General features: G+C 74.2%; 11 protein-coding genes. 8 read left to right on the top strand and 3 right to left on the bottom strand.

Annotated features, from left to right (window positions below):
- Positions 1-86 precede the first annotated feature (86 nt).
- Complete coding sequence (locus P9841_RS02440; protein ID WP_283320532.1) at positions 87-1,259, bottom strand: ROK family transcriptional regulator; 1,173 nt, start codon at positions 1,257-1,259, stop codon at positions 87-89.
- Between the two features lie 205 nt (positions 1,260-1,464).
- On the opposite strand from P9841_RS02440, the gene P9841_RS02435 reads away from it, so the two are divergent.
- Genes P9841_RS02435 through P9841_RS02415 form a run of 5 tightly spaced genes read left to right on the top strand, consistent with a single transcriptional unit; the run spans position 1,465 to position 7,013 of the window.
- Positions 1,465-3,168: an ABC transporter substrate-binding protein gene (locus P9841_RS02435; RefSeq protein ID WP_283320531.1), complete on the top strand. Its 1,704-nt coding sequence runs from the start codon at positions 1,465-1,467 to the stop codon at positions 3,166-3,168.
- 52 nt (positions 3,169-3,220) lie between these two features.
- On the top strand, positions 3,221-4,210 hold the full coding sequence (locus P9841_RS02430; RefSeq protein WP_283320530.1) for an ABC transporter permease: 990 nt from the start codon (positions 3,221-3,223) through the stop codon (positions 4,208-4,210).
- A 9-nt stretch (positions 4,211-4,219) separates the two neighbouring features.
- Positions 4,220-5,212 carry an ABC transporter permease gene (locus P9841_RS02425; protein WP_283320529.1) on the top strand — a complete coding sequence of 331 codons (993 nt, stop codon included), beginning with the start codon at positions 4,220-4,222 and terminating at the stop codon, positions 5,210-5,212.
- Entirely contained in the window at positions 5,209-6,120 is a 912-nt protein-coding gene (locus P9841_RS02420; protein ID WP_283320528.1) for an ABC transporter ATP-binding protein, read from the top strand. The genes P9841_RS02425 and P9841_RS02420 overlap by 4 nt, the downstream gene beginning before the upstream one ends.
- Positions 6,117-7,013 (top strand): ABC transporter ATP-binding protein, encoded by an 897-nt coding sequence (locus P9841_RS02415; RefSeq protein WP_283320527.1) that lies wholly within the window; start codon positions 6,117-6,119, stop codon positions 7,011-7,013. Before P9841_RS02420 ends, P9841_RS02415 begins: the two co-directional genes overlap by 4 nt.
- 53 nt (positions 7,014-7,066) lie before the next feature.
- Here the strand turns inward: P9841_RS02415 and P9841_RS02410 are convergent, their stop codons facing one another.
- On the bottom strand, positions 7,067-8,170 hold the full coding sequence (locus P9841_RS02410) for an acyltransferase family protein (protein ID WP_283320526.1): 1,104 nt from the start codon (positions 8,168-8,170) through the stop codon (positions 7,067-7,069).
- 53 nt (positions 8,171-8,223) lie between these two features.
- Positions 8,224-9,552, bottom strand: coding sequence for a Na+/H+ antiporter NhaA (gene nhaA, locus P9841_RS02405; RefSeq protein WP_283320525.1), 1,329 nt, complete (start codon positions 9,550-9,552; stop codon positions 8,224-8,226).
- 236 nt (positions 9,553-9,788) lie between these two features.
- Between nhaA and P9841_RS02400 the strand changes: the two genes are divergently transcribed.
- The 3 genes from P9841_RS02400 (at position 9,789) to P9841_RS02390 (ending at position 15,458) form a co-directional block, all read left to right on the top strand.
- Complete coding sequence (locus tag P9841_RS02400) at positions 9,789-11,294, top strand: DUF3375 domain-containing protein (RefSeq protein WP_283320524.1); 1,506 nt, start codon at positions 9,789-9,791, stop codon at positions 11,292-11,294.
- Between the two features lie 82 nt (positions 11,295-11,376).
- On the top strand, positions 11,377-12,090 hold the full coding sequence (locus P9841_RS02395; RefSeq protein WP_283321831.1) for a DUF4194 domain-containing protein: 714 nt from the start codon (positions 11,377-11,379) through the stop codon (positions 12,088-12,090).
- Positions 12,087-15,458 (top strand): ATP-binding protein, encoded by a 3,372-nt coding sequence (locus tag P9841_RS02390; RefSeq protein WP_283320523.1) that lies wholly within the window; start codon positions 12,087-12,089, stop codon positions 15,456-15,458. The genes P9841_RS02395 and P9841_RS02390 overlap by 4 nt, the downstream gene beginning before the upstream one ends.
- Positions 15,459-15,473: the final 15 nt, after the last annotated feature.

Raw genomic sequence — 15,473 nt, 5'->3', positions numbered from 1 at the left:
TTGGTTTGTCAAGCAACGAAACTAAGCCGGGCGCGCGCGCACGCCACCGGCGGCGGGCGGAGAGCCGTGCGGGGGCCCGCCCGGGGTCAGGACGCGGACTCGAGGTACGCCCGGATGGCCGTCACGGCCCCGGCGCGCGCCCACTCCGTGAAGTCGAACGGCTGCACGTCGAGCGGGGTCACCGCGTCCTGCGGGTCCCGGTGGTGGGCGACGGCCGCCCAGACCGCGTCCGGTGCCAGGCGCATCACGGCGAGGCCGTCGCCGGTGAGCACGATCTTCTCCGGGTCGAGGGTGTTCGCGACCGTGGCGATCAGGACGCCCAGCGCCCGCCCGGCCTCCCGGAACGCCAGCACCGCGGCGGGGTTGCCGCGCTCCGCGAGGGCGACGGCCTCCTCGTACGTCGTCCCGGGGGCGCCGAGCGCCGCGGCGATCGCGCTGCTCACCAGGTAGACGCTCGCGCAGCCGCGGTGGCCGAGCCCGCAGATGGGCCCCGAGGGGTCGATGCGCAGGTGGTCCAGGCGCCCCGCCCGGCCCGTGGCGCCCTGGATCATGCGGTCGTCGACGACGAAGCCGAACCCCAGGCCCGTGCCGACGGTGAGCAGCGCCAGGGACCGGCACCCGGCGCCGGCGCCGAACCAGTGCTCGGCCGCCGTGAGGGCGCGCACGTCGTTCTCGGTGGTCACGGGCAGACCCGTGCGGTCGGAGAGGGCGGCGCTCATGCGCACGTCGCTCCACCCGAGGTACGGCGAGGACACGACGACCTGGTCGCGCCCCGCCCCGAGCAGGTCGCCGGCGAGGCACACGCCGACCGCCCGCAGGCCCGGGTGCGTCGCCCGCTCCCGGGCGACGAGGGCCGCGAGCTGGTCGACGACGTCCTCGAACGCGCGCGAGGTGATGGGCTCCTCGGACGTGGCGACCACCCGGGCGGTGAGGTCGGTGACGGCGGCGTAGAGCACGTCGCCGGTGAGCTTCACGCCGAGCAGCCGGTAGGTGTCGGTGCGGGCCTGGAGCAGCTCGCTGGGGCGCCCGGTGCGGCCGCGCAGCTCCACGCCGACCTCGCCCACCAGCCCGTGCGCGACCAGGGTGCGGGTGACGCGGGTGAGGCTCGCGCGCGACAGCCCGAGGCGCTGGGCGATCTCGGTGCGCGACTGCGGGCCGCGGATCAGCACCTCGCGGAGCGCGGCGCGCTCCGCCTGGTTGAGCGCCGGCCACCCGCCGGTCGCGCGGGGTGGCACCGCCTCGGTCGTCGCCTGCGCCATGGTGCGCGTCCTCTCGTCACCGACGTCCCTGGTCCCGGCGGGGTGCGGGCCCGGAGGGGACGTGCGGACATCGTCCCGCAGGGGGACCGCGTCCCCGCTGATGACACGCATCGTGGCACGAGTTGGTTGACTCGCGTAATTAAGGCAGGGTAAGAATGCCCCAGTCGCGGTCCGCGACCGTCACCGTCGACGGAAGGAACACCCGATGATCCGCACCACCGCACGACCCCGGCGCCGGCTCGGCGCCGGCCTCGCCGGAGCGGCTGCGCTGGCCCTCCTCGTCACCGCCTGCAGCGGGGGAGGTGACGACGCCGACGACGGCCAGGGTTCCACCGCAGGGGTCGGGGCCTCCGAGACCCTGGTGGCCTACACGGGCCAGGCCGGCGACTACCAGATCAACTTCAACCCGTACTCGCCGTCCAACATCGCCGGGCGCGGGACCATCTTCGAGCCGCTGTACTTCATCAACAAGGCGCGCGTGGAGGACCCGGTGCCGCTGCTGGGCACCGACTACGCCTGGAACGACGACGGCACCGAGCTGTCGGTGACGCTGCGCGACGGCGTGACCTGGTCGGACGGCGAGCCGTTCACCGCCGACGACGTCGTCTTCACGTTCGACATGCTCGTGGAGACCCCTGCGATCAACAACATGGGGTTCGACGGGACCGCCACGGCCGTCGACGACGAGCACGTGACCTTCACGTTCGACGAGCCCGCGTTCGTCAAGGCGCCCGACATCCTCGGTCAGTACATCGTCCCGGAGCACCTGTGGGCCGACGTCAACCCGACCGAGGACGTCATCGAGAACCCGGTCGGCACGGGCGCGTACCTGCTGAGCGACTTCAAGCCGCAGGCCATCACCCTCGTCGCGAACGAGGACTACTGGGGCGGCGCGCCGAAGCTGAAGCAGATCCGCTGGCTCTCGCTGTCCGGCAACCAGGCCGGGGCCGACGCCCTCGCCGCGGGCGACATCGACTGGCAGACCGGCCCGGTGCCCGACATCCAGAACGTCGCCGACAACTACCCGGGCTACGACGCCCTGACCGCGCACCAGAACCAGATGGTGCTCGCGACCTGCTCCAACGCCGACCTCGGCTGCACCGGGCCGCAGACCGACCCGGCCGTGCGCCACGCGCTGTACCTGGCGATGAACCGGGACCAGCTCAACAACCTCGCGTTCCAGGGCACGGCGGCCGAGATCTCGCCGACCTTCGCGCTGGTGCCGAGCCAGGAGCAGTGGATCGCCGACTCCGTCGCCGAGCCCGTCTCGTCCGGCAGCGCCGACCCCGACGCGGCCGCCGCCGTGCTCGAGGACGCCGGCTACGCCCGGGGCGACGACGGCGTCTACGCCAAGGACGGCCAGCGCGTCAGCCTGAACATCGAGGTCGTCACCGGCTGGACGGACTACATCACCGCGGTCGACGCGATCGCCGCCCAGGCGAAGGAGGCCGGCATCGAGGTCGTCTCCACGCAGTCGTCCTGGAACGAGTGGACGGACAAGCGGCTCAAGGGCAACTTCCAGCTCGCGATCGACTCGCTCTGGCAGGGACCCGCGCCCGACCCGTACTACGTCTACCAGTACTTCTTCACGAACCCGACGCCCGTCGGGGAGTCCGCCGGCAACGCCTACGCGCGGTTCAGCGACCCGGCGGTGGACGCCGCGATCGAGAAGCTCCAGACGCTCGACTTCGACGACCCCGCCCGCACGGACGAGTTCGCGACCATCCAGGACGCGATCGTGGAGGACATGCCGTACATCCCGATCATGACGGGCGGCACGACCAGCGAGTGGAACGTCCAGAAGTTCAGCGGCTGGCCCACCGAGGACGACATGTACGCCTTCCCGGCGGTCTGGTCGGCCCTCGACGCCGCGCAGATCTTCAAGGCCCTCACGCCGACCGGGGAGTAGCAGCGATGACGTCGTCGTCCCCGAGCCGGACCACCCCGAGGGAGGCAGTGTCGTGAGGTACGTCCTGCGCAAGCTGGGCTTCTACGCCGTGGCCCTGTGGGCCGCCCTGACCCTGAACTTCCTCATCCCGCGGCTGCTCCCGGGCAACCCGGTCGACATCCTGCTGGCCAAGCTCCAGCAGCGTGGCGGCACGGTGACCCCGGAGACCCGCGAGGCGTACGCGCTCCTGCTCGGGGGCGACGACTCCATCCCGCTCCTCCAGCAGTACGGGCTGTACCTGCGCAACCTGCTGCACGGCGACCTCGGCGTCTCCGTGTCGTACTACCCGGCGTCCGTGACCGACGTGATCTCGACGTCCATGCCCTGGACGATCACGCTGGTCGGGATCGCGACCGTGATCGCCGCGGTGATCGGCGTGCTGCTCGGGATGTTCGCCGGCTGGCGGCCCGGCACGTGGCTCGACTCGCTCGTGCCGGGCACCACCCTGCTGGCCGCCGTGCCGTACTTCTGGCTCGCGCTGATCCTCGTCTACCTGCTGTCACGGACCTGGGGCCTGCTCCCCGGGCAGGGCGGCTACGACGTGGTACTCGACCCCGGGTGGAACGCCGAGTTCATCGGATCGGCGATCTACCACGGCACGCTGCCGGCGCTGACCATCGTCATCGCGTCGCTCGGCGGCTGGCTGCTCGGGATGCGCAACATGATGGTCTCGACGCTGTCGGAGGACTACATCCTCACCGCGCGGGCCAAGGGCCTGACCGACGGCCGCATCCAGCGGCACTACGCCGCGCGCAACGCCGTGCTGCCGTCCATCGCCGGCTTCGCGATCTCGCTGGGCTTCGTGGTGTCGGGGTCGGTGATCACCGAGCAGATCTTCTCGTACCCCGGCATCGGGTCCCGGCTGCTGAACGCCGTCACCAACAACGACTACGCGCTGATGCAGGGCGTGTTCCTGTTCATCACGCTGGCCGTGCTCGGCGCGAACCTGCTGGTGGACCTGCTGTACGGACTCATCGACCCCCGCACGCGGGCCAAGGGCTAGGAGACGCGCGTGACGAACCTGACCCCGGCCACCGAGCCGGACATCGCCGACGCCACCGAGCAGCGAGCGCAGGTGGAGGCCGAGGAGGGCCACCGCCGCACGTCGTCCTGGCGGCTCATGCTCCCCACCATGACGCCGTGGCTGGCCGTCGGCCTGGTGCTCGTCGTCGGCATCGCCGTCTTCGGCATCGTCGGGCCGTCGCTCGTCGGCGACCCGAGCACCATCCGCGACATCGGCCTGACCGGCCCGTCCGGCGAGCACCCGCTGGGCACCACGCAGACCGGCCAGGACGTGCTGTCCCAGCTCGCGTGGTCCACCCGGGGCTCGCTGCAGATCGGCCTGCTCGTGGGCGTGCTGGCGACGCTGCTGTCCACGCTGGTCGGCATCTACGGCGCCTACCTCGGCGGCATCGCCGACGAGGCGTTCTCCCTGCTGTCGAACGTGTTCCTCGTGATCCCCGGCCTGCCGCTCGTGATCGTCATCGCGGCGTTCGTCCCGCGCGAGGCCCGCGGGTGGTGGACGATCGGCATCGTCCTGGCGCTGACCAGCTGGGCCGGCTCGGCCCGGGTGCTGCGCGCGCAGACGCTGTCGGTGCGCAGCCGCGACTACGTCGCCGCCTCCCGGGTGTCCGGCGAGCGCTCCTGGCGGGTCATCACCGTGGAGATCCTGCCGAACCTGCTGCCGGTCATCGCCTCGCAGTTCGTGTTCGCGGTGATCGCGGGCATCCTCGCGGAGGCCGGCCTGTCGTTCATCGGGCTCGGGTCGTCCGGGTCGCAGACCCTCGGGACGATGCTGTTCTACGCCCAGAACGGCTTCGCGCTGTCGCTCGGCGCGTGGTGGTGGTTCGTGCCGCCCGGCCTCATGATCGCGCTGTTCGGCATGGGCCTGTCGCTCATCAACTTCTCGATCGACGAGGTCATCAACCCCAAGCTCAAGACCGTCCGGCTGCACCGCAAGCAGATGCGCCGCATCGCCCGCATGGAGAAGGAGGGCCGGGCATGAGCATGCCGACGCCGGTCACCGGCCGCCACGCCGACGGGGCCACGGGCCGCCGCACCGTGCTCACGGTGCGCGACCTCGACGTGGTCTACGAGGTCACGCCGCCCGTGCACGCCGTGAAGCACGCCGACCTGGAGCTGCACGCGGGGGAGATCCTCGGGCTCGCCGGGGAGTCCGGCTGCGGCAAGACGACCCTGGCGTACGCGATCAACCGGCTGCACCAGCCGCCGGCGCGGATCGCGGCGGGCGAGGTGACGTTCCACGACCGGGACGGCACCGACGTCGACATCCTGGGCCTGTCCGACGAGGCGCTGCGGCGGTTCCGCTGGGAGACGCTGTCGATGGTCTTCCAGGGGGCGATGAACGCGCTGAACCCGGTGACGTCCGTCCGGGCGCAGCTCGCCGACACCATGCGGGCGCACCGCCCGGGGATCGGCCGCAAGGAGGTCGAGGCGCGGTCGGTGGAGGTGCTCGAGCGCGTCGGCGTCGACCCGCGCCGCCTGTCGTCCTACCCGCACGAGCTGTCCGGCGGGATGCGGCAGCGCGTCATGATCGCCATGGCGATGCTGCTCGAACCGCAGATCATGATCATGGACGAGCCGACCACGGCCCTCGACGTCGTGGTCCAGCGCGACATCCTGCGGGAGATCGTGCGCCTGCGCGACGAGCTCGACTTCGCGGTCGTCTTCATCACGCACGACCTGCCGCTGCTCCTGGAGATCAGCGACCGCATCGCCGTGATGCTGGGCGGGGAGATCGTCGAGCTCGACAGCGCCGACCGGCTCTACACCCAGGCGCAGCACCCGTACACCCGCCGGCTCCTCGGCTCGTTCCCGAGCCTGTCGGGCGAGCGCGGCGACTTCATCCGCACAGGCGTGCTCGACGACGAGCAGGACGGAGCCAGCGCATGACCAGCGTCGAGGTGGTCGACCTGACCAAGGACTACACGATCCGCGAGGGGCTGCGGCGCTCGACGCTGCGGGCCGTCGACGGGGTGAGCTTCGACCTCGTGCCGCGGCGCACCGTCGCGCTGGTGGGGGAGTCGGGGTCCGGCAAGTCCACGATCGCGAAGCTGCTCACGCGCCTCGAGAAGCCGACGTCGGGGGAGATCCGGGTGACGCTCGACGACCGGACGCCGGTCGTGGGCTCGGTGTACCGGCGGCACGTGCAGATGGTGTTCCAGGACCCGTTCGCGTCGCTCAACCCGTTCCACACCATCGAGCACCACGTCGCCCGCCCGCTGCTGCTGCACCACCGGACGCGCGGCGCCGAGCAGACCCGGGAGCGCGTGGCGCAGATGCTCGAGCGCGTGAACCTCACGCCCGCGCACGCGTTCGCGCAGCGCCGGCCGCACGAGCTCTCCGGCGGGCAGCGGCAGCGCGTGGCGATCGCCCGGGCGCTGGCACCCGGGGCGCAGGTGCTGATCGCCGACGAGCCCGTGTCGATGCTCGACGTGTCGATCCGGCTCGGCGTGCTCAACCTGCTGGCCCGGCTGCAGCGGGAGGACAACCTCGCGGTCCTGTACATCACGCACGACCTGGCGACCGCGCGGCACTTCTCCGACGAGATCCTCGTGCTGTACCGGGGCCGGGTCGTGGAGCGCGGGCCGTCGGACGCCGTGATCCTCGACCCGCACCACGACTACACCCGGCTGCTCGCCCAGGCGGCGCCCGACCCGGAGCGCGTCGGCAAGGTCGTGGCGTCCGAGCTGGGGTTCGACCGCACCCGGATCGACAACTCGCGCTGCTACGACCACACCACCGGCGAGTGGACGGTGCACCCGGGGGCGCGCGAGGCGGCCTGAGGGGCGTGACGGGGCGGGCCCGGACGCGGCGCCGACCGCGACCGGGCACGGGGTCACGCGCGCAGGGGGACGGCGGCGCCCGCCGGCGCGGGGTCCCGCGCCTCCCACCGGCGCCGCAGCGCGGCGGCGGGACGCTCGACCGCCCACCAGCTCACCGTCGCGGCAGCGAGGGTGAGCGCGGCGCCGAGCAGGCCGGCGCCCGGGCTCCGGGGGTCGCCGAGCCACTGCTGGATCGGCAGGTTCCACAGGTACGCGGCGTACGACACGGTGCCGAGCGCCACCAGCAGCCGCAGCGGCGCGCGCGCCGGACCGGACGGCAGGGCGGTGGGCCCGGACGCGAGCAGTATCAGCGCCGCCGACACGGCCGCCGTCAGCGGGATGACGAGCAGGTACATCGCGGCGGAGGCGCTCAGCCCGGGAAGCAGCGCGAGCGCCGCCAGCACGGCGAGCAGCGCGACGCCCAGCCCCCGGCGCGTCCCGGCGGTGCGGGGCAGCAGCCGCGCAACGCGCTCACGCCCCAGGCGCAGCCCGCAACCGGCGAGCAGGGCCACGGACCAGGAGGTCGGCAGCGCGTACACGCGCGCCACGTCCGGCCACTCGTAGCCGATCGTGGCGGCGCACGCGGCGAGCGAGCCGAGCATCCCGACCAGCACGACCGCGCGCGCGGCCCGGTGCCGCCACGCGAGGGCGAGCACGAGCGGCCACAGCAGGTAGAACTGCTCCTCCGTGGCGAGCGTCCACAGGTGGAAGAACGTGCCGCTGCCGTGAGGGAGCAGGGGCAGGTTGCTCGTGTACGTCAGGGCGGCCAGGACGGTCTGCCCCAGCAGCTCCCGGCGCCCGAGCAGCCCGACCGCCCCCTCCACCACGAGGTAGCCCGAGAGCACCAGCAGCAGCGGGGGCAGCAGCCGCAGCGTCCGGGCGCCGAAGAACCGGCCGTACCGGATCCGCCCGTGCCGCTCCAGGTCGCGCAGCAGCAGCCCGGTGATGAGGTAGCCGGAGAGCGTGAAGAACAGCGTCACTCCCACCATGCCCGCGGAGCCGAACGTGCGGGAGTCGGCGTGGGTGAGCATGACGAGGGCGATCGCCACGCCGCGCAGCGCGTCGAGCATCGGCCGTCGCGTGCCCGTGATGCCGTCCGTGCCCCCTGCATCCCTCACGCTGCGTCACGTTATGCCCCGGATGTCCGAGTTGTGTGTATATGCCCGCTAGTTCACCCGTGCGGCGGACGGGGAGCGCCCGGGCCGCCGTGCGACTCGGCCGGCCGCACGCCCGGGCCGGTCGTCCCGCCGCCCACCGCGGGCTGCACCGCGTCGACCACGCCGTCGGCGTTCTCGTCGCGGGCCCGAGCCCGCCGCGCGTCCCGGCGCAGCAGCACCGCGGCGGCCGTGGCCGACAGCGCCGTGCCCGCGAGCACGGCGATCTTCGCGGCCCCGGCCCGGCCGTCGTCCCCGGCGAACGCGAGCTCGGCGATCAGCAGCGAGACGGTGAACCCGATGCCGGCGAGCAGCCCGACGGGCAGCAGGTCGCGCAGCCCCACGCCGTCCGGGAGCCGCAGCGGCGACACCCGGGTGACCACGGCGACCGCCCCGACGATGCCGACCACCTTGCCCAGCACCAGGCCCAGCACGACCCCGGGCACCACCGGGTCGCCCAGGACGCCAGCGAGGCCCGCGCCGCCGACCAGGGTCACGCCGGCGGCGAAGAACGCGAACAGCGGGAGCGCCACGACGGCCGACCACGGCCGCATCGCGTGCTCGTAGCGCTGCACCCGGGTGACGTGCTCGGCGTTCACCGGCCGCGCGGGGACGGTCAGGCCCAGCAGCACGCCGGCGATCGTCGCGTGCACCCCGGAGGCGTGCATGCAGGCCCACGCCACCAGGCCGAGGGCCCACAGCAGCCACGGGTGCACGTACGGGGACCGGGCGACGAGCGCGAACAGCACCACCGCGCCGACGGAGCCCGCGAGCGGGCCCGCCGCCACGCCGTCGGAGTAGGACACCGCGATCACGACGATCGCGAGCAGGTCGTCCACCACCGCGAGCGTCAGCAGGAACGTCCGGATCGCCACCGGCAGGCCGCGGCCGAAGATCGCCAGGACGGCGAGCGCGAACGCGATGTCGGTCGCGGTCGGCACCGCCCAGCCCGCGCGGGACGGCGCGTCACCGGCGACGCCGACCACCGCGAGGTACACCGCCGCCGGCACCAGCATGCCGCCGACCGCCGCCACGACCGGGACGGCGGCCCGCCGCGGGTCCCGCAGGCTCCCGGCGACGATCTCGTGCTTGAGCTCCAGGCCGACCACGAAGAAGAACACCGCGAGCAGGCCGTCCGACGCCCAGTGGGCGAGGTCGAGGTCGAGGTGCCACGCCTCGATGCCGACCACCAGCGACGACACCTCGTGGTAGGCGTCGCGCCACGGCGAGTTCGCCCAGACCAGGGCGAGCACGGCGGCGGCGATCAGCAGGGCCCCGCCGGTCGTCTCGGCGGACGCCCAGCGGCGCAGGCCGGTGGGGGCGGGCAGGTGCGTCGGGTGCGGCATGGGGTGCTCCTGGGGCGCGTCGCGTCCCCGCGTGGAGGGTCGCCGCGCGGGGAGCCGACCAGACTTCCCGGCACACCGAGAGTCCAGGCTAGAGGGCGGGCCGCCGGGGCGCACCGGGAGTCCGCGAGCCGGACGGAGCCCGAGCGCGCCGGAGACGGCCCCACGGGACCGGGACGGCGGCCGGACGGCGGCCGGGTGTCACGACGTGCGCTCCGCCTCACCTACGCTGTCCGGCGATGATCACGCGAGCCGAAGGGGCGTACCAGGGCGCCGTCCGGGCCTTCCAGAACCCGATGCTCGACCTGCTGCACAAGCGCCACGCCCCGCTCGTGGTGTCGCTGCTGTCGCTCGTGTTCACCCCGGAGCGCCCGCAGGTGCCCGTCGCGGACGCCCACACCGAGGTGGCCGACGCGCTCGACCAGCTCCGCGCGGCGGGATACGGGGACGACCTGCCCGTCGGCACCGCGCGCGACCTGTGCCGGCAGTGGGCCGACGCCGGCTGGCTGGTGCGGCAGGTGCTGGACGACGACGTGGAGACGTACCGGCTGTCCGCGCACGCCGTCGGCGCGCTCGAGGTCGCGGGCCGGGCCGGTGGCGGACGGGCCCGGGTCTCGCAGTCGCGCGTGCGGACGCTGCTGGACGCCGTCGAGCACCTCGCGCAGGAGGCCGACCCCGACGTCCTGGTGCGGCTGTCGCGGCTCGAGGCGGAGATCGCCCGGCTGCGCGCCGAGGCCGAGCGCATCGAGCGCACCGGCGAGGTCGAGCGGGCGGACGACGAGCAGCTGCTCGAGGAGGCGGAGAACGTCCTGCACCTCGTGCGGGAACTCCCGGCCGACTTCGCCCGCGTCGCGGAGTCGATCAAGGCGATGCAGCGCGACGTCGTCACCGCCCTGCGCCAGGACGAGCGGCCCACGGGCGCGGTGCTGCGCGAGTACCTGGAGCGCGGCGAGCACGTCATGGAGTCCACCGTGGAGGGCCGGGCGTTCTCCGGGGCGCTGCGCCTCATCGGGGACCCGCAGCGGCTGGACACGCTGTCCGCGCAGCTCGACGTGGTGCTGCGCCACCCGTTCACGCGGATGCTCCCCGCGCCCCAGCGCGCCGAGCTGCGCGACCTCGGGCGGCGCATCGAGCGCGGGCTGGAGCAGGTGTTCGCCGCCCAGCGTGAGGCGTCGGCCGTCATCACCGCGCAGGTGCGCCACCACGACCCGCTGCGGGACCGGCAGGTCGACGAGCTGCTCCGCGACGTGATGACCGGGTTGCAGCACTGGCTGCCGGGCTCCCGCCGCGGGCAGGCCGTCGAGCCGCTGCGGCGCCTGCCCGTCGCGGAGGTCGAGCACCTGCGCCAGTCCGCCGGGGACCTGCGCCCGCCCGAGCCGCCCGCGCCGCTGCACGCCTGGGAGGACGACGAGGACGACGACGCGTCCGCGACGCTGGCCCGCGCGTGGGGCGGTCCGCACTACGCGGAGCTGCGCGCCCACCTGGCGGCGTGGGCCGCACGGGCCGGCGGCGGGGCGGACGGCGGGGTGGAGCTGGACCTGGCCGCCGCGTTCGGGGCCGCGCCCGCGGACCTGCGCCGCCCCGTGGACCTGCTGGGCCTGCTCGAGATCGCCGACGCCCACGGCATGACGGACACCGGCGCCGTCGCGTACGTCGAGGCGGTGCGCCCGGACGGCAGCCGCCGGCGGTTCGCGTTCGAGGGTGTCACCACACGGATGGAGGACGGCAGCGATGACCGGCACTGACACGAGCGCGCCGATCGAGGTCGGCGTCACGGACCTCGACGGGGAGCGCGACGCGTCCGGCGGCTTCATCCCGCCGGTCGCGATGGAGGACGACCCCGCGGAGCTGTTCGCCGGCGACTCCGGCACGCTCGACGCCGACGTCCGCCGCGTCCTCGTGCGGCTGCTCCAGCGCCGGTTCCTGCTGGCGGAGCGGAACCCCGCGCAGTGGCGCACGCTGCTCGCGCACCAGCAGGTGATCGAGTCGCGGCTGCACGACCTGTTCGTGCACCTGGTGGTCGACCACGACCGCGGCATCGCCTACAAGCGGCAGGTCCGCTCGGCGGAGCTCGACGTGCCCGTCCTGCTGCGCGACGAGCCGTACAGCCGCGCCGAGACGCTGGTGCTGGTGCACCTGCGCACGGTCTTCCAGCGCGAGCGCGGGGCGGGCGAGAGCTCGGCGCGCGTGGACGTGGAGGAGCTCGAGCAGACGGCCCTGACCTACTACGACCCCGACGACACGAACGTGGCCTCCCGCCAGCGCGAGATCCGGGGCGCGGTCGCCCGGCTCGCCAAGGAGGGCGTCATCGAGGAGGAGTCCGAGGGGCGCTACCGGGTGACCGCCCTGGTCGAGATCGTCCTGAGCAACGAGCGGCTCACGGAGCTGCGCGCGTGGCTGCGCAGCCCCGCCGCGACCGTGCCGCAGGACGGGACGCCGGAGCCGGCGGACGAGGACGCCCCGGACGACCACGCCGCACCGCAGGACGACGCAGCGCCGCAGGACGACGCCGCACCGCAGGACGAGGAGCCCGCCCGATGACCATGGTCGACACGCTGTTCGGCCTCATCCCGGCCGCCTCGACGGGCCAGCAGTGGCTCGCCCGGGACCTGCAGCTCGTGAACTGGGGCGGGTACGACGGCCACCACCGGGTGCGCCTCGCGCCGACGGCGACGCTGCTGTCCGGCGGGTCGGGCTCGGGCAAGTCGACGCTGATGGACGCGTACATCGCGCTCCTCATGCCCCACACCACGCCGTTCAACGGCGCGTCGAACGGCGGCGTCGTGGGCCGGCCCCGCGGCAAGGACCAGCGCAACATCCTGTCCTACGCCCGCGGCAAGCTCGACGAGTCCCGCACCGAGGACGGCACCCGCCAGCGGGTGCTGCGCGGCGACGGCCAGGACACCTGGTCGGCGATCGCGATGACGTGGGCGGACCAGTCGGGCCGCGAGTTCACGGCCGTGCGCGCCTGGTACGTCCCCGCGGCGGCGCGGACCCTGGAGGACGTCACCGCGGTGCGGGCGACCCGCGAGGGCGGCTTCGACCTGCGCGACCTCGAGCCCGCGGCGGCCGACCGGTTCGGACGGGCGGCCGTCGCGGCGGCGGGCCTGGGCGCGTTCGACACCGACCGCGAGTTCACCGCGCGGCTGCACTCGACCCTCGGGATCGGTGCGACCGGCGACGGCGGCAAGGCCGTCGGGCTGCTCGGCCGCATCCAGGCCGGCCAGCAGATCACGACCGTCGACGCGCTCTACAAGGCGATGGTGCTGGAGGAGCCGAGCACGTTCGCGACCGCGGACGCGGTCGTCGAGCAGTTCGACAAGCTGTCCGGCACCCGCGAGCAGATGATCACCGCGCGGCAGCAGGTCAAGGCGCTGGAGCCGATCCGCGCGCACCGCGCCGCCGCCGAGGAGGCCGCCGAGCGGCTGCGCGTCATCGCGTCGGTCGGTTCGTTCGACGACGACGCCTCCCCGGCCGCGCTGTGGCGGCACGACCGCCGCCTCGGCCTGCTGCGTGCCGTCGAGGCCGACCTGCAGCACCGGCACGACGGGGCCCGGCGGGAGGCCGACGAGCTCGCGGCGCGCATCGCGGCCGCCCGGGCGGAGCTCGAGGGCGTCAAGGAGACCCTGTGGGTGTCCGGCGGCGACCGGCTGTCCCGCGCCCAGCGCGAGCTGCGCGCCACCGACGACCGGCACGCCCGCGTCTCCGTGGCCCGCGCCCGGCTCGACGAGGTGCTGGCCGACGTGCTCGGCGTCGGGGTGCCGACCGCGGCCGACTTCGAGGCGCTGGCCGAGCAGGCCCGCACCGCGCTGGCCGACGACGGCGCGAAGCAGGACGCGCGCGAGCGCCTCGGCGCGGCCATGGCCGAGCGCAAGGACGCCCGCGGCGAGCTCGCCGGCCTGCGCGCCGACCGGGCGGAGGCGGAGCGGCAGCAGGGCAGCATCCCCGGCGACCTGCTGCGGGCGCGCGCCGCGCTCGCCGAGGCGGCGGGGCTGACCGCCGACGAGCTGCCCTTCGTGGGCGAGCTGCTCGAGGTGCGGACCGAGCACGAGCCGTGGCGCGACGCGTTCAACCTCGCGCTCGGCGGCTTCGCGACGACGCTGCTGGTCGACGCGGCGCGTCTGGGGGCGTTCCGCCGGGCGATCGACGCCGTGCGGCTCGGGAGGCGCCTGCGGTACCAGGGCGTCCCCACCGGGCAGCGCTCCGACGTCGCGCTCGACCCGCGGACGCTGCCCGGGCGGCTCGAGCTGCGGTCCGGGCCGTTCAGCGGCTGGCTGCGCAACGAGCTCGCGGACCGGCACGCCTACGTCTGCGTGGACACGCCCGGCGAGCTCGCGCAGCACACCAAGGCCCTGACGCGCGCCGGCCAGGTCTCCGAGGGGCTGCGGGGTGCGCACGGCGGCCAGGGACGCGCGAACGTCCTCGGCTTCACCAACACCCGGCGGCTCGCGCAGCTCGACCGGGAGATCGAGCTGGCCGAGCGGCGCGTCGAGCTCGCCGAGCGCGACGTCGAGGCCGCGTCAGCCCGCCTGGACGAGCAGGACGCCCGCCGCCGCGCCTACGAGGCCGTGGTCGCGGTCACCTGGGAGCAGGTGGACGTCGCCGCCGTGGACGCCGAGCGGGCCCGCTGGACGCAGGTCATCGAGGACGTCACGTCCGGCAACCCCGAGGTGGTGCGCCTGCAGCGGCGCGCGGACGAGCTCGACGTCACCGTCGCCGCGCTCACCGAGAAGCTGGGCCGCGCCAAGGGCGACGCCGAGCGGCTCACCGCCTCCTGGTCGGACACCACGGACGAGGTCGACCGCGCCCAGCAGGCGCTCGACGACGCGCAGGACGCGGGCACGACAGCCGAGCCGGAGCAGCGCGCCTACCTCGAGCAGCTGCTCGGCGGTGCCGGGGCGGACGTCCCGGCCGACGCCGCGCCCGTCCAGGCGCTCGCCGCGTTCGACGGCACGGTGGCGCACGCCGCCGAGCTGCTCCGGGCCGACCGCCAGGCGGCCGAGGGCGTGGTCGGCGCGTCCCGGGACGCGCTGCGCCGCACGTTCGAGACCTTCGTCGAGCGGTGGCCGGACCCGAACCTCGGCACCGACCCCGAGGAGTCGTACGGGGACTTCGAGCGGATCCTCACCGAGCTCGAGACCAGCGCGCTGCACGAGCTCGAGGGGGAGTGGCGCCGGAGCCTGCTGCGGCTGTCCGGCAACGACCTGACGGACCTGCACAACGCGCTCGCCCGGTCCGTGCGGGAGATCAAGGAGCGCATCCGGCCGGTCAACGACATCCTCGCGGACCTGCCGTTCGCCGACGACGACCACCGCCTGCGCATCGACGCCCGCGACACCCAGTCCACCGTCGTCGCCCGGTTCCGCAAGGAGCTGCGCGACCTGCGCGAGGAGCTGTCCACCGAGGCGACGGACGCGGAGCGCGAGCGCCGCTACCTGCGCATGGCGAAGGTCGTCGACCGGATCCGGCGCACCGCCCCGGACTTCGCGGACCTCGTCGACGTGCGCCGGCACGTGCGGCTCAGTGCCGAGAAGACCGACCTGGACGGCAACCACGTGGCGCTCTACGACCACATCGGGGAGAAGTCCGGCGGTGAGTCCCAGGAGCTCGTGGCGTTCATCGTCGGCGCCGCGCTGCGGTACCAGCTCGGCGACGCCGGGGCGGAGCGCCCGCGGTACGCCCCGGTGTTCCTGGACGAGGCCCTCATCAAGGCCGACGCGCGGTTCACCGGGCGGGCGGTCGGCGCGTGGCGGGGCCTGGGGTTCCAGCTCGTCATCGGCGCGCCGAACGACAAGTTCAGCGCCCTGGAGCCGCACGTCGACCTCAAGTACGTGGTCCTGAAGGACGCCGCGGGTCGCTCGCGCACGAAGCCGATCGCAGGGCTCGCGGACACCCCGGCACCCGCCTGACGCCGCGGGGCGTGC

The organism is Cellulomonas sp. ES6 (genome assembly GCF_030053835.1).
Lineage (GTDB): Bacteria > Actinomycetota > Actinomycetes > Actinomycetales > Cellulomonadaceae > Cellulomonas.
This window is presented reverse-complemented; position numbering and strand designations above follow the sequence as displayed.